This is a genomic window from Vibrio viridaestus (assembly GCF_003856525.1).
GTDB lineage: Bacteria > Pseudomonadota > Gammaproteobacteria > Enterobacterales > Vibrionaceae > Vibrio > Vibrio viridaestus.
On record NZ_RJVQ01000006.1, the window covers coordinates 57,753 to 82,250 of the forward strand.

Annotated in this window: 24 protein-coding genes; 15 read left to right on the plus strand and 9 right to left on the minus strand. The window is 41.0% G+C overall.

All coding sequences use genetic code 11. The annotated features are described in order from the left end of the window. The first annotated feature begins 69 nt into the window (after window positions 1-69). The 3 genes from EES38_RS14090 (at window position 70) to EES38_RS14100 (ending at window position 2,666) form a co-directional block, all read left to right on the plus strand. Window positions 70-1,017, plus strand: a complete 948-nt coding sequence (locus EES38_RS14090) for an O-methyltransferase (protein WP_124937853.1) — start codon at window positions 70-72, stop codon at window positions 1,015-1,017. A gap of 296 nt (window positions 1,018-1,313) precedes the next feature. Beyond that, window positions 1,314-1,904: an acetate uptake transporter gene (locus EES38_RS14095; protein WP_124937854.1), complete on the plus strand. Its 591-nt coding sequence runs from the start codon at window positions 1,314-1,316 to the stop codon at window positions 1,902-1,904. Between the two features lie 171 nt (window positions 1,905-2,075). Then, the gene (locus EES38_RS14100; RefSeq protein ID WP_124937855.1) at window positions 2,076-2,666 is read left to right on the plus strand and encodes an acetate uptake transporter; all 591 of its coding nucleotides are present in this window, start codon (window positions 2,076-2,078) and stop codon (window positions 2,664-2,666) included. Between the two features lie 56 nt (window positions 2,667-2,722). On the opposite strand, the gene EES38_RS14105 is transcribed toward EES38_RS14100, so the two are convergent. After that, a complete protein-coding gene (locus EES38_RS14105; RefSeq protein ID WP_124937856.1) occupies window positions 2,723-4,228 on the minus strand; it encodes an alanine/glycine:cation symporter family protein in 1,506 nt (501 codons plus the stop codon). 315 nt (window positions 4,229-4,543) lie between these two features. Then, window positions 4,544-5,797 (minus strand): D-amino acid dehydrogenase, encoded by a 1,254-nt coding sequence (locus tag EES38_RS14110; protein WP_124937857.1) that lies wholly within the window; start codon window positions 5,795-5,797, stop codon window positions 4,544-4,546. A 130-nt stretch (window positions 5,798-5,927) separates the two neighbouring features. Between EES38_RS14110 and EES38_RS14115 the strand changes: the two genes are divergently transcribed. After that, window positions 5,928-6,821 carry a LysR substrate-binding domain-containing protein gene (locus EES38_RS14115; RefSeq protein WP_124937858.1) on the plus strand — a complete coding sequence of 298 codons (894 nt, stop codon included), beginning with the start codon at window positions 5,928-5,930 and terminating at the stop codon, window positions 6,819-6,821. A 9-nt stretch (window positions 6,822-6,830) separates the two neighbouring features. On the opposite strand, the gene EES38_RS14120 is transcribed toward EES38_RS14115, so the two are convergent. After that, a complete protein-coding gene (locus EES38_RS14120) occupies window positions 6,831-7,742 on the minus strand; it encodes a LysR family transcriptional regulator (protein WP_124937859.1) in 912 nt (303 codons plus the stop codon). 95 nt (window positions 7,743-7,837) lie between these two features. Here EES38_RS14120 and EES38_RS14125 point away from each other — a divergent pair, with 95 nt between their 5' ends. Beyond that, a complete protein-coding gene (locus tag EES38_RS14125) occupies window positions 7,838-8,785 on the plus strand; it encodes a DMT family transporter (RefSeq protein WP_124937860.1) in 948 nt (315 codons plus the stop codon). 12 nt (window positions 8,786-8,797) lie between these two features. Continuing rightward, the gene (locus EES38_RS14130) at window positions 8,798-9,580 is read left to right on the plus strand and encodes a class II glutamine amidotransferase (RefSeq protein WP_124937861.1); all 783 of its coding nucleotides are present in this window, start codon (window positions 8,798-8,800) and stop codon (window positions 9,578-9,580) included. A 245-nt stretch (window positions 9,581-9,825) separates the two neighbouring features. On the opposite strand, the gene EES38_RS14135 is transcribed toward EES38_RS14130, so the two are convergent. Then, the gene (locus EES38_RS14135) at window positions 9,826-10,578 is read right to left on the minus strand and encodes a 5'-nucleotidase, lipoprotein e(P4) family (protein ID WP_124937862.1); all 753 of its coding nucleotides are present in this window, start codon (window positions 10,576-10,578) and stop codon (window positions 9,826-9,828) included. Between the two features lie 386 nt (window positions 10,579-10,964). Next, on the minus strand, window positions 10,965-11,444 hold the full coding sequence (locus tag EES38_RS14140; protein WP_124937863.1) for a YbaK/EbsC family protein: 480 nt from the start codon (window positions 11,442-11,444) through the stop codon (window positions 10,965-10,967). A gap of 291 nt (window positions 11,445-11,735) precedes the next feature. Between EES38_RS14140 and EES38_RS14145 the strand changes: the two genes are divergently transcribed. Beyond that, window positions 11,736-12,329: a class I SAM-dependent methyltransferase gene (locus EES38_RS14145; protein ID WP_124937864.1), complete on the plus strand. Its 594-nt coding sequence runs from the start codon at window positions 11,736-11,738 to the stop codon at window positions 12,327-12,329. Between the two features lie 263 nt (window positions 12,330-12,592). After that, window positions 12,593-13,090: a hypothetical protein gene (locus tag EES38_RS14150; RefSeq protein ID WP_124937865.1), complete on the plus strand. Its 498-nt coding sequence runs from the start codon at window positions 12,593-12,595 to the stop codon at window positions 13,088-13,090. 62 nt (window positions 13,091-13,152) lie between these two features. On the opposite strand, the gene EES38_RS14155 is transcribed toward EES38_RS14150, so the two are convergent. Next, a complete protein-coding gene (locus tag EES38_RS14155; RefSeq protein WP_124937866.1) occupies window positions 13,153-14,325 on the minus strand; it encodes a 5-methyltetrahydropteroyltriglutamate--homocysteine S-methyltransferase in 1,173 nt (390 codons plus the stop codon). Between the two features lie 712 nt (window positions 14,326-15,037). Beyond that, entirely contained in the window at window positions 15,038-15,406 is a 369-nt protein-coding gene (locus EES38_RS14160; RefSeq protein WP_124937867.1) for a CoA-binding protein, read from the minus strand. 188 nt (window positions 15,407-15,594) lie between these two features. Here EES38_RS14160 and EES38_RS14165 point away from each other — a divergent pair, with 188 nt between their 5' ends. Continuing rightward, a complete protein-coding gene (locus EES38_RS14165; RefSeq protein WP_124937868.1) occupies window positions 15,595-16,794 on the plus strand; it encodes a DEAD/DEAH box helicase in 1,200 nt (399 codons plus the stop codon). A 4-nt stretch (window positions 16,795-16,798) separates the two neighbouring features. Here EES38_RS14165 and EES38_RS14170 read toward each other — a convergent pair whose 3' ends face one another. Both EES38_RS14170 and gcvA read right to left on the minus strand, forming a co-directional pair. After that, complete coding sequence (locus tag EES38_RS14170) at window positions 16,799-17,905, minus strand: aminopeptidase P family N-terminal domain-containing protein (protein WP_124937869.1); 1,107 nt, start codon at window positions 17,903-17,905, stop codon at window positions 16,799-16,801. A gap of 89 nt (window positions 17,906-17,994) precedes the next feature. Continuing rightward, entirely contained in the window at window positions 17,995-18,951 is a 957-nt protein-coding gene (gene gcvA / locus EES38_RS14175; protein WP_124937870.1) for a transcriptional regulator GcvA, read from the minus strand. A gap of 258 nt (window positions 18,952-19,209) precedes the next feature. Here gcvA and EES38_RS14180 point away from each other — a divergent pair, with 258 nt between their 5' ends. The 6 genes from EES38_RS14180 (at window position 19,210) to EES38_RS14205 (ending at window position 24,204) form a co-directional block, all read left to right on the plus strand. Then, entirely contained in the window at window positions 19,210-20,055 is an 846-nt protein-coding gene (locus EES38_RS14180; RefSeq protein WP_124937871.1) for a transporter substrate-binding domain-containing protein, read from the plus strand. Window positions 20,056-20,155: 100 nt separating this feature from the next. Further along, on the plus strand, window positions 20,156-21,121 hold the full coding sequence (speB, locus tag EES38_RS14185; RefSeq protein ID WP_124937872.1) for an agmatinase: 966 nt from the start codon (window positions 20,156-20,158) through the stop codon (window positions 21,119-21,121). Continuing rightward, window positions 21,118-22,059, plus strand: coding sequence for an agmatinase (gene speB, locus EES38_RS14190; RefSeq protein ID WP_124937873.1), 942 nt, complete (start codon window positions 21,118-21,120; stop codon window positions 22,057-22,059). Before speB (EES38_RS14185) ends, speB (EES38_RS14190) begins: the two co-directional genes overlap by 4 nt. A 9-nt stretch (window positions 22,060-22,068) precedes the next feature. Continuing rightward, window positions 22,069-22,716 carry an amino acid ABC transporter permease gene (locus tag EES38_RS14195; RefSeq protein WP_124937874.1) on the plus strand — a complete coding sequence of 216 codons (648 nt, stop codon included), beginning with the start codon at window positions 22,069-22,071 and terminating at the stop codon, window positions 22,714-22,716. A gap of 9 nt (window positions 22,717-22,725) precedes the next feature. Continuing rightward, on the plus strand, window positions 22,726-23,382 hold the full coding sequence (locus EES38_RS14200; protein WP_124937875.1) for an amino acid ABC transporter permease: 657 nt from the start codon (window positions 22,726-22,728) through the stop codon (window positions 23,380-23,382). A 9-nt stretch (window positions 23,383-23,391) separates the two neighbouring features. Beyond that, complete coding sequence (locus EES38_RS14205; protein ID WP_124937876.1) at window positions 23,392-24,204, plus strand: amino acid ABC transporter ATP-binding protein; 813 nt, start codon at window positions 23,392-23,394, stop codon at window positions 24,202-24,204. Window positions 24,205-24,498: the final 294 nt, after the last annotated feature.

Below are 24,498 nucleotides of genomic sequence, written 5' to 3' on the forward strand. Positions count from 1 at the left end.
GTATTTATGTGATTTCGAAAGTTTTATTAATTTTACTTTAATGTCTTGTTGTAAAATGGATTTTAGACTATGGAAAAAAGCTATCGCTCGCTTAAGGGAAAATCAATTACAATTACTAAATACTGGTGGTTAAAGGATTTTTATTGTAGTAATGCATTGTTCAATATTAACTTTATCGCCAAGAAGATTATTAATGATAAATTTTTCAGTAGAGTTGGATTGAAAATAATAAAAAAGGGGGGAGATTGTAGACCTGAAGAGGTAAGTTATATTACAGATGAAAGTTTAATATCACTAAGAAACGAAAAAATAAGTAACTTTCTAGGTGATTATTTTTCTTCCTGTGGGATAGATATAGACTCTAAATTTTGTTTACCATTGATAGAGTATTACGACAGCATTTTTAGAAAAGGAGAAGTTAGTAATCTAAATGGAGGCATGGGATATAATAATGGCCTGATCTTTTTTATCCTTGTATCGTACTTTTCTCCCAAGTCTGTTATAGAAAGCGGTGTATGGCGGGGTTATACAACATTACTGTTAGATGGTTCCACTCCTAGTGATTGTCAGTTATATTGTTTTGATATTAATTTGAGAAATACTGAATACCGATCTACGAAGGCGAAGTATTTTGAATCCGATATTAATAATATCGATAATATTCTATTTGAAAATTTCGACTTTGCTTTTTTTGACGATCATGTTTCTCATTACGATAGACTTTGTTTTTGTTTAAAGAATAATATTAAAGTAGTTATCATGGATGATGATGTTTCAATAGAACAAGTGCATAGTGATGGTTGGCCTCCTATTCCTACCGCTGCAATGGTTTTCGACTATGAACGTATTCCTCATAGGTTTCAATGGCAAACCAATGGTAAATGCGCTGAAGCTGATATTAGAAACCTTGAAGTTAAGAAAATTAAAGATAACTATACCCACGTTCGTTTCCCAAGTTTGTATCAACTAACAGGATACAAAGATACATCATTTACTAGTGTTTTGGTTAAAAAATAAGTTATTGATTATATTAAAGTAATTTGAACGGGTATTGGACCCGAAAACAATCAGTAAAAGGACAGACTCTCGCGAGTGAAGCGAAATAGTTACCCTAAAGCAGATTGTACGGCCTCCTCATATTGGAGGCTTTTTTATTATTGGAACAATGAATATCCATAAATGAAACTTAAATTCCAAAATTATAAATTAATGAAAGATATATTCTATTTTTACTGATTTAAGTCAATTGGGAGCATTTGCATATTGTCTATCATACGCCCAGTTCCCCTAATTTGCTCAAAGGTATAAATGAAATGTCCAACAGCTTAGCTAATCCAGGACCATTAGGTCTTATGGGATTTGGTATGACTACCATCCTGATCAATATCAGTAATGCCGGCTTCTTCCCTATAGATTCAATGATATTGGCTATGGGTATTTTCTACGGAGGTATGGCTCAGCTTATTGCTGGTTTATTATGCTACAAACGCGATGATACATTCGGTATGACCGCTTTCTGCTCTTATGGATTATATTGGATTATCCTTGTTGCTCTGATTGTTATGCCTAATATGGGATTAGAGCCTAGTCCTGCACACTTTATGGCTTGGTTCTTCACTATGTGGGCGATTTTTACTGGTTTAATGTTTATCGGCACACTTCGTCATCCTTTCGCGCTGCAGGTTGTTTTTGGTTCCGCTGCGACATTGTTTGCTCTACTCGCGATTACTAACTTTACAGGTAGTGAAGCGTTTTTACGTATAGCTGGATGGGAAGGTATTTTCTGTGGTGCTAGCGCATTTTACTTTGCAGTGGCACAAGTTCTTAATGGTGAATATGGTCGAACAGTACTTCCTGTTGGCGACAAAACTGAAGCTCAAATTCGCCAAGGCGTTGTTGCTTAAGTTTACCAATCTCATTTACGCTACTTTATTTTGGTTCCTGTTAGAAATAGTTCTAGCAGGAACTATTCAATCTATTTATAATCCCGCCGTTTTTTAACCACAATTTTTGTTTTCTGTTAGTGGCTGTCGTTACTAACGGGCACTCTTTTAGTTAAATCAAAGGTAACGTAAATGTCGAATCAATTAGCCAATCCGGCTCCATTAGGTTTAATGGGGTTTGGTATGACTACTGTTCTGCTTAATATTCACAATGCAGGATTTTTCCCACTGGATTCTATGATTCTAGCAATGGGTATTTTTTATGGTGGTTTAGGCCAAGTCATCGTTGGAATTATGTGTTTCAAACGTGGCGATACTTTTGGTACAACCGCGTTTACTTCCTACGGATTATTCTGGTTAACATTGGTTGGACTGATCGTTCTGCCTAAAATGGGATTTGCTGCTAGCCCTGCATCATTTATGGGTTGGTATCTAGCTCTTTGGGGCATTTTTACTGGCTTTATGTTTATTGGTTCTCTTCGTTATCCTTTTGCAAAGCAGGTTGTCTTTGGTTCACTAACCATTCTATTTGCTTTGTTAGCGATTCGTGACTTTACTGGTAATGAACATATCGGCATGATTGCTGGTTTTGAAGGCATTTTCTGTGGTGCGAGCGCAATTTATTTTGCAATGGCTCAAGTATTAAACGCTGAGTATGGCCGTACAATATTGCCTGTTGGTGCAAAAAAAGTAGCATCTACTTCTGCAAACGCAGCAGCATAAGCGATACGAAACAACAAAAAAGAGGTCATTGAGACCTCTTTTTTTCGTTACTACTTTTATTTGGCTTTTTTAGCCATCTTACGTTCGTAACGTTTTTCCCAATAGGTAGCCCCTTTAATACCGAGCGCTGTTGGGTTGAAGATATAATGCTTAACACCTTTTGCTTGTTGCTCTTCATAATCTTTTAGAGCTGCCATAGCAGGACGATGCATAAAGAATATTAGTAGAATACCAACGATATTTAACCACGCCATTAGACCCACACCTACATCACCCATCGCCCATGCGAGGTTCGCCGTTTTAACTGTACCGTAAAACGTAGCGGACAGAAGGCCAATTTTCAGGATGAAATGTAAACCATCAATTTTCAATGTACGACGGATGTATGCGATGTTGGTTTCGGCAATGTAGTAGTACGCAAGGATCGTTGTGAAAGCGAAGAAGAATAACGCCACAGCAACAAACATCTTACCGACTCCAGGTAAAGCGCTTTCAATTGCCATCTGAGTAAACGCAGGACTACTTGCTGCAACATCAGCAGGAAGGTTTTGTACTATAAATACGCCTTCTGCAGCGCCATGTACGTTGTATGCGCCTGTAATTAGGATCATAAACGCGGTAGCAGAACAAACTAATAGTGTATCTATATAGATAGAGAAGGATTGTACAAGACCTTGTTGTGCTGGGTGTTCAACATGCGCTGCCGCTGCTGCATGAGGTCCAGTACCTTGTCCAGCCTCGTTTGAGTAAACACCACGTTTTACACCCCAACCAATTGCTGCACCAAAGCCTGCCATAGGTGTGAATGCATCACCCAGAATCATAGCAAATACGTGAGGAACTTGGCCGATATTAAGAAGGATGATGACAAAAGCCGTAATAATGTACGCTAACGCCATGAAAGGAACGATGATTTGAGTGAAGCTTGCGATACGTTTTACACCACCAAAGATGATAAAGGCTAAAAGAATCGAAACGACGGTACCAGTTAGAATTTTAGCAAAGCTAAATGTTCCAATGGCTGTTTCAACCATGTCACCCGTTCCAAACGCTTGTTCAATCGCATTACCAATACTATTTGATTGTACACCTGGAAGTAAGAGGCCACATGCTATGATAGTTGCGATAGCAAAAATCCATGCATACCATTTCTGACCCATTGCTTTCTCAATATAGTAGGCTGGACCACCGCGGAACTGACCATCATCTTCTTCTTTATAGATTTGTGCCAGAGTCGATTCTGCATAAGCAGTTGCGGCACCCAAGAATGCAACTACCCACATCCAGAACACGGCACCAGGACCACCAAAACCAATCGCAGCAGCAACACCCGCGATGTTACCTGTACCAACGCGGCCTGAAAGCGATACGGCTAATGCTTGAAATGAAGAAATACCTTTGTCTGAGTTTCGGTTTACAAACAGTAACCTCACCATTTCTTTAAAGTGTCTTACCTGAACAAAACGGGTAAGGATTGAGTAAAATAAACCCGCTCCCAAGCAAAGATAGATCAGTGCTGGGCTCCAGATGATTCCATTCAGAAAATCAACGATAGATTGCATTATAAATTCCTGTATTTAAAAGTAAGTCGAAGAGTGTTTCTTAGTTGTTTTTAATATATTCGTTTTTATGTAGCGCGAATGTTAATATGTTTAACTGATGAATTCTAGGAAATGTTTTTTTGAAGTTAAAGTTTATGATTTGATTTGTGTTTAGATTTTAAGTCCAATTTAAAGTAAAAAAGCAGATTAAATAACTTAATAACTTAATAACTTAATAACTTTAACATTATTAAATTATTAATCTGCTTAAATATTGGATTTTAAGTCGATTAAAGTTCTATAGAACGTTTTTTGAACAGTCTTTTATCCTGTTAATTATGCATATCTGGATACATCAAAGTGTTGATTATCGAAAGGACCGTGTCCTGCGGTAACAATCTCGGATAGGATCTGTGCCGAGCCGCAAGCCATTGTCCAGCCCAAGGTTCCGTGACCTGTATTCGTATATAAGTTGCTATATTTTGTTTTACCGATGATTGGCGTACCATCGGGAGTCATTGGTCGGAAGCCTGTCCAGTATTCTGCTTGTGATATATCTCCGCCTTGACCAAATAGATCGGTCACAACCATACGTATTGTATCTCTGCGTGCTTGTGGGATTGCTGGGTTGAACCCTGCAAGCTCTGCAGTTCCAGCAACACGAATACGATTATCGAAGCGAGTCAGCGCCACTTTATAAGTTTCGTCCATCACTGTTGATTGTGGCGCAAAAGCTTCGTCAACGATTGGCACGGTTAATGAGTAGCCTTTTACAGGATAAACAGGTACATCAATACCTAAAGGTTTTAACATTTGTCTTGAATAGCTGCCCAAGGCAACCACATAGCTATCACCTTTGATTAAACCTTTATCTGTCTGAATCCCTGAGATCACGTTGCCTTCTTTAATGATATCTTTTATTTGGGTATCAAACATGAAGTTAACACCAGCTTCTTTAGCCAGTTCAGTCAGTTGTTGGCAGAATAAATAGCAGTCGCCAGTTTCGTCGTCAGGAAGATAAAGTCCTCCGACTAACTTGTCTTTTACTGGGTCGAGTCCTGGCTCTTGCTTGATACAGCTTTCTACATCCATCAGCTCAAAGCGCGTACCGGCTTGTTCGAGTAACTTCATATCTTTTTCGATAGCGACTAGCTGCTTTGGATCGCGAAATACTTGTAATGTCCCTTTCTGTCTACCTTCATAGTTAATATTGTGATGTTGACGAAGATCGATCAGGCATTGACGGCTGTGGTTGGCTATTGCGAGCATACGCGCTTTGTTTACTTGGTAGCGATCAAGTTGACAGTTGTTCAACATTTTTAGCATCCAACCGATCATTTCTGGATCCATTGATGGTTGAACCTTAAGAGGAGCATGTTTTTCAAATAGCCATTTTACCGCTTTTGATGGAATACCCGGAGCGGCCCAAGGAGAAGAGTAACCATAAGAAATCTGGCCAGCGTTAGCAAAACTAGTCTCTTCAGCAGCTCTTGGCTGTCTATCAACGACTGTGACCTTGTGACCACTTTGCGATAAGTACCATGCAGAGGTCAGACCTACCACACCACTTCCTAATACGATTACTTCCATCTTTCTTTCTCCGAGCTGGCTGAATATAGTCGTTTTTAACGACTTTATCTTTTACATATAGTTTTATTGCTTTACCTTTTATTAACAATCGATAAAATTTATCAGTAGTGTATAGAAAAACTAAAAGCCAATGATTAAAAGCCATCTTGCATCCCAACTTGCCACGTTTGTTCATGTCGCACAGTACTCGAGCTTTAGCCAAGCATCACGAGCTATGCATCTGACAACAGGCGCTATCAGTCAACAGCTTCTTCAATTAGAAGAAACTCTAGGGTTTAGTTTGTTTGAACGCCACTCTAGAGGGGTAAACCTCACACCGCAGGGCCAAGTCCTTGTTAGTGTGGCTGAAAAGAGTTTTGAAGACCTAGAAAAGACGATCGACATGTTGTCTTCTCAAGGTATACGTAAGGAAGTGAAGCTCAAATTAACCCCTTCATTTGCGTTTAAATGGTTAGTTCCTCGGCTGGAGAGTTTTTATCGGGATTACCCTGACATACAGATACAAACGTTTGCTGAAGGGGCTCTGGTGGATAGTGATCGGCGAGATTACGATCTGGCGATCGATTACGGTCCGATTCCATATCGCAGGGCCTATGCTGAATTGCTGTTTGAGGAATATCTTGTACCCGTCATGAGTCCCGGCTATTTGGCTAAGCATACTTGGATGCTAGATTCGAGTCTCGGCTCTGAATGGGATAAAGTCGTATTTTTGCACGATGCAATGCCGTGGGCTAACGCGCCGAGAGATTTTGAATGGTTATATTGGTCTTCTGAAATGAGAATGGATATCCCCGCCCATCAAGGGCATTTCTTTAACCGAACGGATATGGCGATGTCAGCCGCTGAAGCGGGATTAGGAATAGCAATGGCACGAAAAGCGTTAATCGCAAATGAATTGGAGAGCCAACGTTTGGTCGCACCGTTTGGTGAGATAAAAGCGAATGCAGGGTATTATTTATTATCCCAAAACCCGAATGAGGCGACAGAGATTTTTGTACGTTGGCTCAAAAAACAAATTGAATAATAGTTTGAATTACACGGAAAACTTATCCGATATAAAATCGATAAAGGTCCGTAATTTTCTCGGTAAGTTTGTTGTTTGAATAAATTGGATGTACACGCAGCCTTGGTAAGGGCCGCGTATAGACCAGTCATTAAGCACTTCAACCAGAGATCCCGATAAAAGTGGCTCCCGGCAGGTAAAGTCGGGCAGTAATGCGATTCCCATTCCTTTTAATGCGGCATCAAGCCTGAGTTCTGAATGATTAATCGCTAAAGGGCCTGAAACGATAACATCCATTAACACACCATCTTTTGAAAAATACCAATGGTTATCATCGCGGTTTTCACCGAGATATAGACAATTATGCTGGACGAGCTCGTCGGGTGTTTTTGGTAAGCCGTAACGTTGTAAATAGTCAGGAGAGGCGCACAGGATAGAGCGAGCATGACTAATCTTCTTGGCAACTAAATGTTCTTGAGGCGTTGATGTTATCGAGAACACAATATCGACTTGGTCTGAAATGGGCTCACTCGGTTTGTCACGAACCATGACCTGCAATTTGATTTTTGGATACTGCTGAATAAATGCGAGCAGGTGTGGATAGAGTTCATTTTTACAGAATGCTTTTGGAGCAGCGATACGAATAGTACCTTCAAGTTGTTCTGCATCGCGTTGAGCTATGTTGGCGACTTCTCTGGCGCTGTTCAATATTGACAAGGCATGCTGATAAACTTCCATTCCTGATTCTGTCAAAGATTGTTTGCGGGTAGTTCGTTGCAATAGCGTTGTTGCAAGTTCTCTCTCTAAGCGGGTTATCTGTCGACTGATGCCTGAAGGGGTAATACCTAAATGTTCAGCCGCAAGGGTAAATGATCCATTTTCAACGACGGAGACAAATGTCGCTAAATCCGGTAAAAGCGCGATCAGTTTATTCGTGTCCATACGTCATAAGTCCTTTGCCATCGGGCTGATTACTCTCATTAGTAGAATTCATTACTCTTATTCCTCTGAAAAATATAGCAAGTTGGAGATAAGTAGTGAACAGACATCAGAAAATCCTTTCTCTTCTATTACTGACAGGCATTGCCGGTGTATGGGGAACCAGTTACGGAATCACGAAACCTATCGTTGCTATGATTCCTGTTTTTCTTTTTCTATGTGTTCGTTTCGGTCTTACCTGTCTCATTTTATATCCTGCAGTTTGGCGTTCGATGAATCGAGATAGTTGGAAGATCTTCTCTCCATCAGGCTTAATCCTTTTCGCTATCTTTATCTGTGAAACCATTGGTGTCATGTTAACGACTGCGTCTAAGGCCGCATTTCTCATCAGTCTCTTTATCGTTTTTACGCCACTTTCAGATAAGCTATTGAATCGATCAATTATTCCTACGAGCACTTGGTTTTCAGTTCTAATTGCCATCTTTGGTATGTATCTATTGTCACTAGACTCCTCTCAATACACCAACATTAATCTTGGTGATGTCCTAATGATATTGGCCGCAATTTTAAGAGGGATTATGGTCGCGTTTATGAAGCGTATAACTCATCAGCACCGTAGCAGTGCATTAGTGATAACGTTTGTGCAGTCATCGTGGGTATTTGGAGGATGTCTGGTTGTTTTATCATGGCAGATTTTTATGCAACAGAATATTCATTGGCTAAATTTGGCTTCTTTAGATCAAATGTTTTGGATTTATATGGGCTACCTAGTGATATTTTGTACACTTTTTGCATTTTTCGCGCAAAATTACAGCATTAAGCATATATCACCGAGTCTGGCTTCTGTTGTTCTTGGTTTAGAACCTATATTTGGTGCGTTATTTGCTTACCTTTGGTTACACGAAATTTTGACAGCAACCCAGTATCTAGGTGCGGTCTGCATTGTCATAGCCACATTTGTAATGATTATCGCATCGTCATTTGATGGTACTAAAAGAATATCGAGACAAACATTAAGGCAGAATCAACATACTGTTGAGCAGTAAGGAGTATGGAATATGTGTCGTTGGCTTGCCTATCAAGGCCAACCAATCTATTTAGATGAACTGGTTTATGAACCAGAGCATTCGCTCATCCACCAAAGTATGGAAGCTCGTAAATGTGTGACGCGAGTTAACGCGGATGGCTTTGGGCTTGGTTGGTATACCGAGAGGGAAACGCCGGGGCAGTTTCATGAAGTGTTGCCTGCATGGGGAGACGAAAATTTACGCTCTTTAACACATCATATCCGTTCTCATCGTTTTATGGCTCATGTTCGCTCTTCAACCGGAACACAGGTTTCGCGGTCCAATTGCCACCCGTTTATCGTCGATCAGTGGATGTTTATTCATAATGGTCAGATTGGGCAATTTGATAAAGTAAAGTACTCGCTCGAGCGTCGCTTACCTGAAGAACTTTACATTAAAAAACGTGGGACAACCGATAGTGAGTTGATTTTCCTGTTGATGATGAAAAATGAATTGTTCATGAATCCTGAATTAGCCATTTCACAGACTATTTTCGAAATTGAAAGTGTCTGCCGCGAAAAAGGTGTGATTGAGCCTTTTAAAGCATCCATGTGTATTTCTGATGGTCAATCCTTTTGGGCCGTGCGTTACAGTACTGATCGCAATCCACCAACCGTTTTTCTGCGTTGTGATAATGGAAACATGACTCTGGCATCTGAGCCATTGGATACCAAAACGAACTGGCAAACGTTAGAACCTCAAACGGTAACATGTTTAACTGGGTGTCATTATGAAGTGCATTATCTTGAAACAGACGCAGTACTTTGTGGCTAACCTCAAAAATTTAAGGATAAAAAATAGGATATGCCCAAAAAATTGAAGGTGAAGCATGCGCGTGAGTTTAAACGAACTACGATAAATGTATGGTTACTTCGTGACAGATAATGCCTTTAACAGCGGCTAATCTGTTACAGGTAATCTCCAGTGAAAGTACTACTTTGATAGGGTTATTTCCTTGTTCGCTCTCTTGAAGGCTGCACACCCTCAAGAGAGCTCTTTTATCCTATAAATTCAATTATTTATTTTTCTTCCCAAGCATTAAGTTCTGCTTTCTTCCACGCACCGTAGCTCGCATTGGGCAAAACAATCCAATCTTTACCAAAGTGACTTGCCTCTTTTTCAACTAATTCTCTGTTGTATTTCGTGTCTTTCTTATTTTTAAATTCAGCAGCAAAGTCTGGCAGGCTATCACCAAGTAGCATCACGATGTCATGATTGTCGGCTATAGATTGGCGTCGAGCCTCTTTGGGCGTGCCATACAGTAATACATGACTTTCTTCGGCTTGAGGTAGGTCGAGCTCCTCAAGTGTCTTAATGGTGTAAGGTTTATTTTCGCCGAAACGATCAGAAACGTAGTACACATTCAGACCTGATTTATCTGCAAAATCAATGAAGTCTTTTGCTCCTGGTATCAGAGTCGGATGTCCCTTTTTCTCCCAGTCAGACCATGTATCCCAAGTTGTGTAATCGACACAGTTTTCCATATCTCTTACCAAAAGGGGAGAGTTATCAAGTACGGTTTCGTCCAGATCAAGTACAACCGCAAGATCTTTAGGCGACTTTTTCGTTTCTTGGAGAATCTCTTTTAAACGGTATGTGGCAAGAGTATAAGCCTGAATCTGAATCGCTTTTATTTCAGCTGACTGTTGCTGATAGCGGAGTGCCATTTCGTAGGCTTTTGGCTGGCATAAACCTTGTTCTGAGTCGGCCAGAACCGGAGCGGATGCCATGAGTGATAGTAGGCTTAGTGAAAGTAAACTTGACGTTTTCATAATAACTCTTCCTTTGAGGTCTAATTAAATTATATTTTTACCAAGCCTACTTTTATGAAGGATTATTATTAAAAAATCAACCATAACTGTGATTTATAATATGTTTTATGTTAATAGCGACATTTAGAGAACTGTTAGCGTCATGGATAGGAAAGGCAAGCTTTTTAGTGAGTCTGTAGATATGGAACCATACATGTGAATAGTATTTATGGGCATTACCCCACATAAATGCACTCGACGGGAGAGGGGGATTTACACTTAAGTGATTACCGTTTGAAGGCGTAACCTTAGTTAGATGTCAAAATAACAAAACGGTTTGCATTGTTCAAAGGTCGTCAGACTTTTTTGGCTAGTAATCCGCTATGATGAAATCGTTTTTTCAATACTTATTCGACCAGATCGTAGAGCTTGGCGTCAACCAGATCGGTGAGATGAATAATATCTATTTTGACTCCACGTCCTAAGTGACCACTTGACACATAAATTCGTTTGGGTTCGATAGATTGTTGATCGATAAAGATAGGATATTGCTTGGTAAACCAGATACCCAGTGGATTATTTGTACCATGGATATAGCCTGTTGTTTCTTCAAGGCGATCTTCTGGTATTAGCCCGACAGTACGATTGCCTGACACTTTAGCCAGTTTCTTGTAGCTAAGGCGTGTATCTAGAGGAACGACAGCTATGAGAGGTCCGGTAGAGCTGCCTGTCAAAGCCAGCGTTTTGTACACCGTATGTGGATCTATCGATCCATCGTTTATGCGCAATAAACCATCGCCTCTTTCTACTTTAAAAGAGATGGCTTCGAACGGAATTCCGCTTTTTACTAAAAAGGTCTCAACATCAAACAAGACGCTCATACTCATGGTGATACAACCTCGTTGTTCGTTCTATTAGCACTGCGTACAAAATTTGTGATCTCGTTTTGTGCTTTTGTTCTAATTATCATACGCGATCATCGTGGTATTGTAACATTTACTAATATTTTCAAAAGCTGTATTGACCTGGTGGTTAATAAATATGCGTTTTGGATCATGTTTGAGAAAAGACGTAATTAAACTTTTTATTATTTTTTTCTTTTTTATCAACTGGATAATGTTGATGTTAAACAAGTCTGCAATTTGGATGCAACGCGACGCTTTGTCGAGGAGAGAAACATGGTTATGGAATATTACAACATCAATGCACATAAATTTTTTGATGGAACGTTCCAAATCAACATGGATAAGATATATCAGGCGTTCTTAAACCGCATACCTGAAGGTGGCCTCATTATGGACGCAGGATGTGGATCGGGTCGAGATGCCTTAGCGTTTACTGAGCAGGGATATCACGTTTTAGCATTTGATGAGGCTGAAAAATTAGTTGATTTAGCCAAAGAAAAAACAGGGCTCAATATCGAGTGCAGCAGTTTTTTAGATTTTTATACTGAGCCATCGAGTGTTGATGGCATTTGGGCGTGCGCTTCGCTTCTCCATACTCCGGTTGATGAACTTGGCCATACACTTACACATCTTATGCATTTCCTAAAACCGGAAGGGATTATCTACTGCTCATTTAAATATGGAGCGGAAGATACTGAGCTCGAAGATGGACGCTTCTTCACTAACATGAATGAATCTAAGATCGACCGTCTAGCGGCAGAAACCAATGTATCTATTCGCCATCTTTGGATAACAGAAGACCTCAGAGTAGAGCGCAAGGGAGAAAAATGGCTCAATGTATTGTTGATGAAGAAGGCCGAGTCATAGTTCGGTAATAGCAGAGTCATTTATCAATAAAAAGAAGCGTATCCGGGAGAGGATGCGCTTTTGTTTTATTTATGAGACAAAACTATGTGGTATGGTTTTTATAAATAAGAATTTATTGTTCACATCTGTTTTTGCTTCAATTCGTGACAGCAACGGCAGATATCTCAATATAGTCGGTATTCTTATCTGGAGCAGAAACGTATAATCTATGCGTTCCGAAATATATTAAAATGAAATAATTTTTTCAGATAAAGGAAAGTAAAGTGAAACGTGGACTCTATCGTTTAGCCAACCCAAGTGATTATGAATTTAATGAAGAGCTCGGTTTGTGGGAGCTTTCTTTTGATACTCGTCCTATCGCTGGTACTCGTTGTGAAGACCCTGTAGAAGGTGCGATCTTATACAATGAAAAAAGAAAGCGCTTTGTTGAAACATACATGCGAGTACAGAAAGAGCTTAAAAACCGACCAGTACAGGTGTTTGATTTTAATGAAGTGATGGCGTGGGCTTTGACTGATGATGCTGATGCAAAACAATGTTGGTATATTTGCAAGCTACTTGATGCCGATAATATGCAGACGTACTGTCAAACTGCGTTGGATTTTATGCGGGATGAAGAGTCGCCTCTCCCTCATCACATGGAGATTGCTGTCTATTTTAATGGCTTTAAGCAACGTTTATCCGTTGGGAGTGAACTGATTAAAGCGATTGAAAATAAAGCTGGAGTATCAGCTTCAACAGCCAAATCTGCTGCCAAGTAACTACTAATCTTGTTTTAACATGAATAAATCGAGCTGGTTAATTCAGCTCGATTTTTTATTTTCTATTCCCAAATACGTTTTGCTACTTCTTGTACCAGAGCGACTTTAGCCCACTGCTGCTCCTCGGTTAGATTATTGCCTTCTTCTGTTGAAGCAAAGCCGCACTGAGTGCTCAAGTATAATCGCTCAAGAGGGACGTATTGAGACGCTTCTTTGATTCGATTGATTATTTCTTCTGCATCTTCCAATTCAGGAACTTTTGAAGAAACAAGCCCTAATACGACTTTCTTATCGCCAGTTACTTCGGCAAGAGGAGAGAAATCACCTGCACGATCAGTATCAAACTCCAAATAGTAGGCATCGACATTTTCTCGACCAAAGAGAACTTTGGCGATAGGTGCATAACCGCCACTGGCCGCCCAGGTAGAACGATAGTTACCACGACAGACATGGGTATTAATATTCAGATCACTCGGCGCATTTTCAATCGCTTTATTATTGGCCGTCAGATAAGTTTCCGCAATGTCGGCAACATTTCTCTCATGGCTCACTACGTCATGATTACAACCACAGCTTGCGTCAGATAACGGAGTGTCGGCTGCTCCTTTGGCGGCAAATTTCGGGTCAACCAGCATTCCCCATGTACAGTCATCTATTTGTAAGTTACGGCATCCTGCGGCATAAAGTTCTTGGATGAATGCTTGATAGGCTGATGCGATATCCTCGATGAGCTGTTTTTCATCACTGTAAATGGCTTTAGTTGTCTCTTGGTTGTCTGAACGCTGGAGCTCTGCTAGGAATTGAGCTGGTGCAGGTATAGTAAGGCGAGGTAATACGGTATCGTCTCCTAACGATGCAAGAAAACGAAAATCTTCGATAAATGGATGGTTTTCGCCACTGATCTTCCCGGTGAGCCTCACGCTGTCAGCTCTGGTTACCATGTTCACAAACTGGTAGCCCTTTTTTAGTTCATGACGTTCAACACCGTTTAAACCCCACATAAAATCCAGGTGCCAGTATGAACGGCGAAACTCACCATCAGTAATGACTTTCAAGCCGATTGATTTTTGTTTTGCAACTAATTCGGTAATGGCTTTATCTTCGATTGATTTCAATTTATCCGCATCAATAGTTCCCGCTTCATATTGACGGCGTGCATCATGAAGATATTGAGGGCGGAGATAGCTTCCTACAACATCGGCACGAAATGGGGCGGTAAGTTTTTGTTGAGACATGTTTTTTCCTTATTCAGTAGAATCGGTAACTTGAAATTGATACTACTCCTAGCCGTTTAGATGGCCAAATGAAAAGACTTCATAATGTAATGTATGGAAATTTGAGGTAGTGGATAGCTGAAATTGATTGGATAGATTGAGAGAGTGAGTTATCGGGGAGAGGATTAATCTACAATTGACTGTTTGCAGAATGCAATTACGAGCTATAGTGGTTTTTAATTCGCACAGCATCTTGACTCATATACAAGTTTGTCAATTTAATTGGTTGATTTTTAGACAAACCAAAACTGGCACGTAAGTTGATATATAGATAATACTCCTTTAGTTAGGGGTAACCTAGCCAACTGACGTTGTTAGTGAATATTTCTTGTTCACACATTGATCCGCCGATGACTTTCTGTCATTGGCGTTTTTTTTTGTCTGCAGAATGTATCCGAGTCGAACTCAATGATTTATTCAATTTAATTTGATTGCATATTGCGAATAAAAAGCAGGTTTTTGCAAAATAATATGCAATTAGGTTTTTTGTGAATAGGTTGGGTTTTTTAAATTATTGATATTTATTGATTTAATAATTGGCATGAACCTTGATATAGATAATGTGACCCTTTTAAGCCGAGGGTCACCTAGCCAACTGACGTTGTTAGTGAATTGAATATTGTTCACACCTTATATCTGCCAGCCACACTTCTTGTGACTGGCTTTTTTTTACCTAATCATATTGTCCGGTGCGCAGTAAAACTAAAGTGCAAGCTTCTTCCACCTTTATCCCAGCTGAGATAAGTTGTTGTTTAGCAGATTCACTTTCTGTTCCTGGGTTCATTATGACCCTTGTTGGTTTTGCTTGAATGATTTCACTGACTAAGCCAGACAGAATATTGGGGCCTACATAAAGAGTAACGGTATCTAACTTACCTGAATATTCAGCTAATGATGTGAAGCAACTAACACCGTTAATTTCCTTTTCTTTGGGATTAATTGGCACGACAGTATGGCCATGCTCCTGAAGTAATGATTGAGCTAAAAAGGCATAACGATCTGGCTTATTGCTGGCGCCCAAAATAGCGACGGTTTCAGACATAAAAAACTCCATTTAATTGGCTTATGCAAAATAAAGTAACATAAAATACTGACGGACGAACAGTTATACTATCAGTTTGTAAATCGAAATCTTTGCCAAATATCCGCTATTGATAAAATAGCATCGTGCTATACTCCGCCCAAACGTGGATCTTTATCCAGTCATGACCATTTTTATTTGAGGCCGACATGCCATTTGCAAAACTAGGATTATCTCAACCGCTAACGGATGCATTAAAAGACCTGTCATATGACAAGCCAACAAATATTCAGATGAAGGCGATTCCTGTTGTGTTAGAAGGTCGTGATTTGATCGCGGCAGCACAGACAGGAACTGGGAAAACAGCCAGTTTTGTGCTGCCGATCTTGGAAAAACTGAGTAAAGGTAAGACACAAAAGAAAAAACGCATTAGAGCATTAGTGTTAGTACCTACTCGTGAGTTGGCTATTCAGGTGGCGGAAAAAGTCGCTCTTTACGCAAAAAATCTTTCGCTGGCTAATTTTGCTATGTATGGTGGTGTTGACGATAAGAAGCAGAAGGAAAAGCTAATCGAAGGTGTTGACGTGTTAATTTCGACTCCGGGGAGATTGCTTGATATGTATGGTCAGCGTGCAGTGTACTTTGAGGAGCTTGAAGTCATTGTTCTTGATGAAGCAGACCGTATGCTCGATATGGGGTTCATCGATGATATCAATAAGATCTTTGACCGCATTCCGGAAGATATCCAACACTTATTGTTTTCGGCAACCTTATCTCATCGTGTACGAGATTTGGCTAAAACAGTCATTCCCGATCCCTTTGAAATTAGCATTGCTGCGAACCAGGCGTCTAAGAAAAATATTGAGCAATGGCTTGTAACCGTTGACAAGGATAAGAAGTCTGCATTGTTGAGTCATATGATTAATGAAAATCAGTGGGATCAAACGCTTATCTTTATCGAAACGAAGCATGGCGCGGCAAAGCTGGTAGAACAGTTAGCCAAACGTGGTATTACCGCGGAAGCATTTCATAGTGGAAGAAGTCAGGCCATCAGAGCGCAGTTACTGGAAGATTTTAAAAGTGGTAAAGTGCGTTACCTCGTATCAACTGGCGTAGCGGCTCGTGGAATCGATATTGAAAACTTACCACGTGTTGTCAATTATGACCTTCCGTTTCCTGCGGATGAGTATGTTCACCGCATTGGTCGTACTGGCCGTGCTGGAGCAGTCGGTGAGGCAATATCTTTCGTTTCAAAAGATAACTTTAAGAATCTTTGCATGATAGAAAGCCGTCTTGGTCACCTTCTTGAAAGACGTGTAATTGAAGGTTTTGAGCCAAGGAAAGAGGTACCAATTTCTATCCTCAATTATGTGCCCAAAAATAAAAGACCGAAGAACGAATCTAATTAAGTTATTAGGCAATCAGAATCGGTTGGGATAACCGATAAGTATTTAAGTACTGATCGTGTGCCTGTTTTGATATCTCGATCGTAACGTGAACAATCTTATCCTGATCTAATGTCTGTTTGGTCATGGTACTTCTTTCTCGACAGGCGTCCAGACTGCTTATCTGGACGCTGATGTTTTCCTTACAGCCAATACATCGAGTTAACTCATCCGTCATATGTGTTATCAAAATATCCTTATCACACTCTCTGTTTAGACTATTTTTTGCCTTTTCAAAAGCACGCTGAAGACAGGCTGCATATTCTGGCTGCTTGGGACTTCCCAAGAGCACACTGCGAGTTATTGGATAGCGATAATGACCTAATACTGGACACACTGTGATGTTAATTAAATCACCTTGAACCAGAGGACGAGTTGACGCTGGTGCAATAGAGCTGTCTGTATTCAAGCTGGATTGAACCAAGCAATATGAGCGTGATACATCTAACTGTGGAAAGAAGCTGGCTGCTTCTTTTATGAGAAGGTTGCGAATGTTGAGAGCCAGTTCAAGTTCAGAACTTCCTTCGCACATTGCGCTTATGCCTTCATTGAGTCCGCGAAATGCGATGCTCTCTGCCCGAATGTATAGGGACATTTCTTCTTCAGATTTGTTTGCTTTCAGTTCGTGCAAAGCCTGCTCAACACAAAGCGCTCTTTTTAACGCGGGTACTTTTGCTGACAGAAAATTTTTCAGTCCATCCGAAATAGACCAAGATTCAATCCCAATTTTTTTAGCGGATGAGAGATAGTGCTGAACATAATATTGCAAATGCTCACTGCTGGTATAAAGGCGACTCTCACAAAAGCTATTACGATAGCTATGACCACCGGTTTCTTGTGGTGATATTAATAAGGATTTGTCTGGCAGAATAAGCAATAGCGATGGTGAAGATAGTGTTGTATCGATAGTGAAATCACTGAAATAGCTGATGCTCTCAAAGCTGGATAAAATCATTCCATCCAGGCGATGTGATGTCATCAACTTTCGAGCGTTATTGAGCCTTGAAACCATCTCTGAGGTGGTAAATACCGCTCTGGATTTTGCGCCATTGCGAACTTCTAAATTAGTATCCAAAAAACATATCTCCCTTTAGGCTTATCCCATGCTGAGAGAATCCTAAAGAGTAAACAAGCGTTAAATGCTAATGGATGTATAAGGTTTGCTTATGTGACTGGCTCGGCCTTATTGTGTGGAAACACAATTTTATCTGGGGCCATCTCTGACTCAAATTGTTCTGCTTGCGCTTTTAGCCACTGAATAAACGTTTCTACCTGCGGTCGATTGATCAGTTTCTTTAGGCACACAACGTAAACACCATCGTCTTTTTCAACGTCGCCAAACAATGGAACTAGTCGACCTTGCTTCACTTCGTTGGCGACAAGAACATGTCGACCCAGAGCGACACCTCGTCCATCGATTGCGGCTCTTACGATAAAGTCAGCCTGGTTGAAACGATATCCGCTGCCACAGTCAATGTTTCTTATTCCTCTCTCAACAAACCAACGCTGCCATGACGTTGATAGTTTCGCCTGAGGGAGCGAATCGTGGATAAGAACCGTTTGATTCAGTTCTGATAAAGACGTTAATGGTGTCTTTTGCAAAAGGTCTGGACTAGCAACCGGATACACATAGTCCCAGAACAAGAGTTGCTGTTCCATTGTTGGTTGATCACCAATCCCATGACAAATACCGATATCGACGATTTCATTATGGAAATTGGGCTCAGTTAATTCAGCAACGAGGTTGAGGTCAATATGAGGATAACGGGTATGGAAGTCATGTAAGCGCGGTAGTAACCAGCTACTCGCAAACGAAGGCATACAATAAACGGTGAGTTTCCTCATTTGCCCATTGGATTCGATTTTATTTAGAGAATCACGAATTTCAATTAAAGAGGCATGTACAACAGGGAAGAGAGTTGCGCCTTGTTCGGTCAGAACTAGTTGCCTTGTATGACGTTCGAACAACTTGTAGCCAAGTTTGTCTTCGAGTTTGATCACTTTCTGACTCACGGCACTTTGAGAGACGCAAAGTTCATCGGCTGCAAGAGTAAAACTTAGGTGTCTGGCCGCAGCCTCAAAGTAACGTAATGACTCGAGTGGAGGAAGGCGAATAGACATAGTAACTCCATTAATAAGACAGCAAATAATTCCTCTCTGTGAATAAGCAAGGCATATGCCACTCACTAACCCACTGAATTTGTGTGGCTAAATGATTCCACAGAAGCGGGCAGGACTAAGTTGGTGCAACGAAATCTTATTTATCCCCAATCTAACGCATTAGATTTGCTTATAACTTGATATTAGAACTACGAGTTTGTCCAAATCGACAATTCCTTTGAAGATGGAGTGGTGTCCATACGGAATTGGAGAAAAGACATGGAACTGAAAAAGACACTTCGTAATATTTTATGCGTAAGCACGTTGTTTATGGGCGTAACAGCGGCTCAGGCAGATCTGCTTGATGATATCAAGTCAAAAGGGGAGATCGTTATTGCTACAGAGGCTCGGTATGCGCCTTTTGAAATGTTGGAAAATGGAAAAATAGTCGGGTATGGGAAGGACATTCTGGATGCAATTTTACAGGATCTTCCTGGGGTTAAACTCAAACAACTGGACTTACCATTTCAAGGAATATTGGCTGGGCTCAATGCCAAGCGCTACGACTTTGTTGCTACGTCACTCATGATTACGCAAAAAAGAATGGATAACTATGCATTCACTAACCCTATAGCTGATGCGTCTGTTGCTATTTTAAAGCGTAAGAGCGATGACAGTATCAAGGCACCAGAAGACATGGCCGGTAAGGTGATTGGGGTTCAGGCTGGCTCAGCTCAATATACGGCAGTGAAAAAATTTGAGAAAGACGTACTGGCTCCAGAAGGAAAGTCGGTTAAATCCATAACTGAATTTACTGATTACAATGAAGCTTATGCCGCGTTAGCTTCTCGTCGTGTTGATATTGTTCCTCAAGCTATTCCTAACCTAGCCCCAATTGTCAAAAAACGTCCTGATATGTTTTCAATCGTTCAGCCTCCATTTGGGGACAAATCGTATTACGGATGGGCAGCTCGTAAAGACGAAGACTCTCGTTCACTGGTGGACTTTATGAATAAGGGTCTATTGAAGTTACAAAAAAGCGGCAAACTGGCTGAACTACAGATGAAATGGTTCGGATTCACTATGGATGTACCTGAAGGCTCGTTACCTAAACCACTAAGTTAATTGTAACAGCGAACCTTCAGCACTAAAGAAACACCTTTCTTGTTCCCAAGACGTTTGTGCTCCTATGAGCACAAACACCACACGATGTAATGGCAAAAAAATGAGTACAAATGATTATGAAAAAGGCCGATTGAACCTTCCGTTTGTCGGTCACACTACTTTCGCTAAAAGCGAACCGGTCACCAACTGGGATTCGATCTCAGCCGATTTTGCTGTGTTAGGTGTCCCATATGATATGGGGTGTCAATATCGTTCGGGAGCACGTTTTGGTCCACGGGCGATAAGGGCATCTTCTACGTTGTTCAGTTTCGGTCACGGTGGTGCATACGATTATGAAAGTGACACGCTTTATCTGCAGAAGGATAAAGTGAAAATTGTTGATGTTGGTGATGTGGATATGATTCATACCAACACCGAACGCTGTCTTGAAAATACAACCTACGCCGTTCGAAAAATCCTAAAAAGTGGTGCTATTCCTATTATTCTTGGGGGAGATCACGCGATTACGGCGGCAAACGTCGCGGCTTTTAGCGAAGAAGAGCCTATTCACGTTGTACAGTTTGATGCTCACCTCGACTTTGTTAATGAACGTCACGGTGTTCGCTTTGGTCATGGGAACTGTATGCGTAGGGTGTCTGAAATGGATCACGTAACGGGTATTACCCAAATGGGGATTCGCAATGTCTCTTCATCGAATCAATCCGATCACGATGATGCCAGAGCGGCTGGCTCGACTATTTTATCTGTTCGTCAGTTTCGTCGGTTATCGCTTGATGAACTTATAGAACAAATTCCGGCTGGAAAACGCTACTACGTGACGGTTGATATTGATGGCTTCGATCCAAGTATCGCACCGGGAACGGGAACACCTAGTCACGGTGGTTTTCAATATTACGAAGTGCTTGAGGTTATCGAGCAGTTAGCGAAACGAGGTTCCATTGTTGGTGTCGATTTATGCGAGGTAGCGCCCCCTTATGATCCCAATGAAATTACCAGTATTCTCGCGGCCCAACTGCTAATGAACACAATCGGGTATATCGCTCATAATAAGGAATCAGAACAATGAGTTATGAATCTCAACAGATGGCTCGCTATTCAGGGATTCCTACTTTTATGCGTGTACCGATCATTTCAGATTTAAGTTTGTTTGATATTGCATTGATTGGTATTCCGTTTGATGGTGGTGTTACGAATAGAGCTGGAGCTCGACATGGACCCAGAGAAGTTCGTAATCAATCGACACTGATGAGAACGATCAATCAAGCAACCGGAATTGCGCCATTTGACCTGACCCGAGTGGGGGATTTTGGCGATGCTCTACCTGATAGTCCTTTTGAGCTCACGGGGGCTCATAAAGCTATAGAAAACTATTATCAACAGGTTAAAGATGCGGGTGTTATTCCGTTATCCGTTGGTGGTGATCACTCGGTAACTCTCCCTGTTTTGAGAGCGATGGCGAAAGATGGTCCGGTTGCTTTAGTGCATTTTGATGCCCACTGCGATACTGGTGATTTTTATCTGGGCTCAAAATTTCATCACGGATCTCCATTTAAAGTTGCTGCAGATGAAGGGTTAATCGACCCGAAGAAAACGATTCAGATTGGTATTCGTGGCGGCGTGACAGATAAGGATATCTGGAAGTTCAGTTATGACAGTGGCATGCGTGTTATCCATATTGAAGAGTTTTATCAGATGGGATTAGAGCGAGTAATTGAAGAGATAAAGACAGTGGTTGGCGACAGTAAAGTCTATGTCACTTTTGATGTTGATGTTTTGGATCCTTGTTTCGCACCAGGTACTGGAACACCAGAGGTAGGGGGCATTACAACGTTTGAAGCTCAGCAGATGATTCGCTCTCTTAGTAGTTTGAATATCATTGGGGCTGATGTGGTAGAGGTTGCACCACCATTTGATCAATCTGGAATGACGGCTCTTACCGGAGCAACAATGATGTTCGAGCTATTGTGTGTTTGCGCAGCCTCTTTTTCTCGACGCCATACATAAGGAGATGCGATGTTTGATTTTACCGTTATTTGGGAATATCGCATGGCGCTACTTCAGGGACTCTGGACGACATTCTGGGTCTCTTTAGTGGCTATTGGCTGTGGTTTTATTATCGGAGCACTAACTTACCTAGCTCGCTCATCTAAAAATCGACTATTACGTTCTATTTCAACATTCTATGTAAGTGCTTTTCGTGGTACACCATTGTTGGTTCAATTAAGCATCGTGTTTTTTTTCCTTCCCCTAGCGGGAATCACTGTACCTTCTCTTGTGGCTGCTATTTTGACTCTGGGGATGAATAGTGGCGCGATACAATCAGAAATTTTACGCGGTGGTTTCACGGCATTACCTAAAGGGCAAGTCGAGGCCGCTTGGGTCAATGGACTATCACGTTATCAATCGTTTATCTATGTGGAATTACCTCAGGTCATTCGAGTGACGTTACCAGCGTTGGTTAGTGAGGTTATCGATATCATTAAAAATTCATCGCTTATTTCAACGATTGCTGTCACTGAGCTTATGCGAGTTGCGCAGCAGTATTCATCAACAACGTACCGTCCAATTGAGTTCTTTCTAGCCGCTGGAGCCTTATATCTTGTGTTGACCATGAGTGTAAGTGAAATTGGCCGATTGCTCGAAAGACGACTTAAGCATTAGGGAGAAGAAATGGATTTTCATCTATACCTAGAATACGGACCGTTACTGCTTAAAGGGATTGGCTATACACTATATGTTTGTCTCGGAGCTCTGGTCATCGGTCTTATTGGTGGATTGGTGTTTAGTCTGATTTATCAGATAGACAATGTCCTTGTAAAAATCATTTACCGTGTTTACATCACCATCTTTCGTGGAACACCGCTGCTGGTTCAGCTATTTCTCGTTTTTTATGGCGGTCCGTTTATTGGTATTAATGCTTCGGCGATGGAAGTGGGGATATGGGGATTGGGTTTATATGGTTGTGCCTATTTTGCTGAGATTTATCGTGCCGGTTTTGAAAGCATTCCCAAGGGGCATATAGAGGCTGCATTTGACTTAGGATTCTCTCCAGCCCAGGTCTTCTGGCATATCCGGTTACCACAGATGTTTGGTTTAATCATGCCGCCTATGTTGAACCAAACCATGCTGCTAGTAAAAGAGTCTGCGGTATTGTCGGTGATTACAGTACCTGAAATGACAACATCGGCAGTAAAAATGTCGACCGAAACGTTCTCTGTGATTGAACCTTATTTATTCTTAGCTGTGTGTTATTGGATTATCACGTTTCTTATATCCAAAGCTTCAATGGCTTTTGAGCGTTACTCAACTCGTTATCTGACAAATTAAGGAACAGCAATGAAGCATAATGATAAGCCAGTGATTGAAGTGAAAGGGCTCAAGAAGAGATTTGGTGAAAACACGGTTTTGAAAGGGATTGATCTCAATGTATATCGAGGCGAGGTCGTTTCTATCATCGGTGGTTCGGGTTCGGGAAAGAGTACCATGTTGCGGTGTCTGAACTTCTTAGAGCAGTATGATGATGGAGAGGTGTATATTGACGGCAATATGGTCGGATATGGAATTACCGGGGCCGGTGATTTACAGCTTAAACCTAGCCACTTAACCCAGAAAGATTTGCACAATGTCGGAATGGTATTCCAGCAATTTAATCTGTGGCCTCATAAGACTGTGATGGAGAACGTAATGATGCCTCTGGTTATTGTTGATAAGTGGGCAAGAGATAAAGCACAGCTAAAAGCTATCGATGTATTAACCAAAGTGGGCATGGATCATAAAAAAGATGCTTACCCAACGTCGTTATCTGGAGGCCAGCAACAAAGGGTTGCTATCGCAAGAGCGTTAGCCAGAGAGCCAGACGTGATGTTGTTTGATGAACCAACCTCTGCATTGGATCCTGAATTAGTTGGTGAGGTTCTTAAAGTAATGAAATCTCTTGCTGATGAGGGTATGACGATGATGATCGTAACGCATGAGATGGGATTTGCGGCTCAGGTATCAGATAAAGTGCTATTTCTGGCTAATGGTCGTATAGAAGAAAGTGGTCACCCCAATACTCTGTTCAACCAACCCAAATCGGATAAATTGAAAAGCTTTCTCGCAACGTGGTCAGAAAGAAACGGTGGACTGAGTTCGGTTGCGAATGGCTAATATATTGTCAGGGTTCTTTTCTTTAGAGAGTAATACCCTGACTTTTATATGAAATTGGTCTTTGAATAAAATTAGATAGTGAAACGATAATTCATTCATATTGACTCAATTAACTTTGAATGCATACTTATTCAGAATATTCTTCGGCTAAAAATTGACTAAACCGTCAATATTACTATCACGCTATCAAAATAACTGTGGTAGACTTCTCCGCCATCAGACTGCCAATGTTTAAATTTGCAGTTTTCATAGATTTTTAGTGATTCACGTCTCAATGTGAATAACAACAAAAGC

Excerpts from the sequence above, each read along its gene's own strand:
- EES38_RS14205 (WP_124937876.1), top strand. The coding sequence starts at position 23,392 with ATGAAGCATAATGATAAGCCAGTGATTGAAGTGAAAGGGCTCAAGAAG.
- speB (WP_124937872.1), top strand. The coding sequence starts at position 20,156 with ATGAGTACAAATGATTATGAAAAAGGCCGATTGAACCTTCCGTTTGTC.
- EES38_RS14140 (WP_124937863.1), bottom strand. The coding sequence starts at position 11,444 with ATGAGTATGAGCGTCTTGTTTGATGTTGAGACCTTTTTAGTAAAAAGC.
- EES38_RS14115 (WP_124937858.1), top strand. The coding sequence starts at position 5,928 with ATGATTAAAAGCCATCTTGCATCCCAACTTGCCACGTTTGTTCATGTC.
- EES38_RS14130 (WP_124937861.1), top strand. The coding sequence starts at position 8,798 with ATGTGTCGTTGGCTTGCCTATCAAGGCCAACCAATCTATTTAGATGAA.
- EES38_RS14090 (WP_124937853.1), top strand. The coding sequence starts at position 70 with ATGGAAAAAAGCTATCGCTCGCTTAAGGGAAAATCAATTACAATTACT.
- EES38_RS14155 (WP_124937866.1), bottom strand. The coding sequence starts at position 14,325 with ATGTCTCAACAAAAACTTACCGCCCCATTTCGTGCCGATGTTGTAGGA.
- EES38_RS14160 (WP_124937867.1), bottom strand. The coding sequence starts at position 15,406 with ATGTCTGAAACCGTCGCTATTTTGGGCGCCAGCAATAAGCCAGATCGT.
- EES38_RS14105 (WP_124937856.1), bottom strand. The coding sequence starts at position 4,228 with ATGCAATCTATCGTTGATTTTCTGAATGGAATCATCTGGAGCCCAGCA.
- EES38_RS14195 (WP_124937874.1), top strand. The coding sequence starts at position 22,069 with ATGTTTGATTTTACCGTTATTTGGGAATATCGCATGGCGCTACTTCAG.
- EES38_RS14110 (WP_124937857.1), bottom strand. The coding sequence starts at position 5,797 with ATGGAAGTAATCGTATTAGGAAGTGGTGTGGTAGGTCTGACCTCTGCA.
- gcvA (WP_124937870.1), bottom strand. The coding sequence starts at position 18,951 with ATGTCTATTCGCCTTCCTCCACTCGAGTCATTACGTTACTTTGAGGCT.
- EES38_RS14135 (WP_124937862.1), bottom strand. The coding sequence starts at position 10,578 with ATGAAAACGTCAAGTTTACTTTCACTAAGCCTACTATCACTCATGGCA.
- EES38_RS14165 (WP_124937868.1), top strand. The coding sequence starts at position 15,595 with ATGCCATTTGCAAAACTAGGATTATCTCAACCGCTAACGGATGCATTA.
- EES38_RS14180 (WP_124937871.1), top strand. The coding sequence starts at position 19,210 with ATGGAACTGAAAAAGACACTTCGTAATATTTTATGCGTAAGCACGTTG.
- EES38_RS14095 (WP_124937854.1), top strand. The coding sequence starts at position 1,314 with ATGTCCAACAGCTTAGCTAATCCAGGACCATTAGGTCTTATGGGATTT.
- EES38_RS14200 (WP_124937875.1), top strand. The coding sequence starts at position 22,726 with ATGGATTTTCATCTATACCTAGAATACGGACCGTTACTGCTTAAAGGG.
- speB (WP_124937873.1), top strand. The coding sequence starts at position 21,118 with ATGAGTTATGAATCTCAACAGATGGCTCGCTATTCAGGGATTCCTACT.
- EES38_RS14145 (WP_124937864.1), top strand. The coding sequence starts at position 11,736 with ATGGTTATGGAATATTACAACATCAATGCACATAAATTTTTTGATGGA.
- EES38_RS14120 (WP_124937859.1), bottom strand. The coding sequence starts at position 7,742 with ATGGACACGAATAAACTGATCGCGCTTTTACCGGATTTAGCGACATTT.
- EES38_RS14100 (WP_124937855.1), top strand. The coding sequence starts at position 2,076 with ATGTCGAATCAATTAGCCAATCCGGCTCCATTAGGTTTAATGGGGTTT.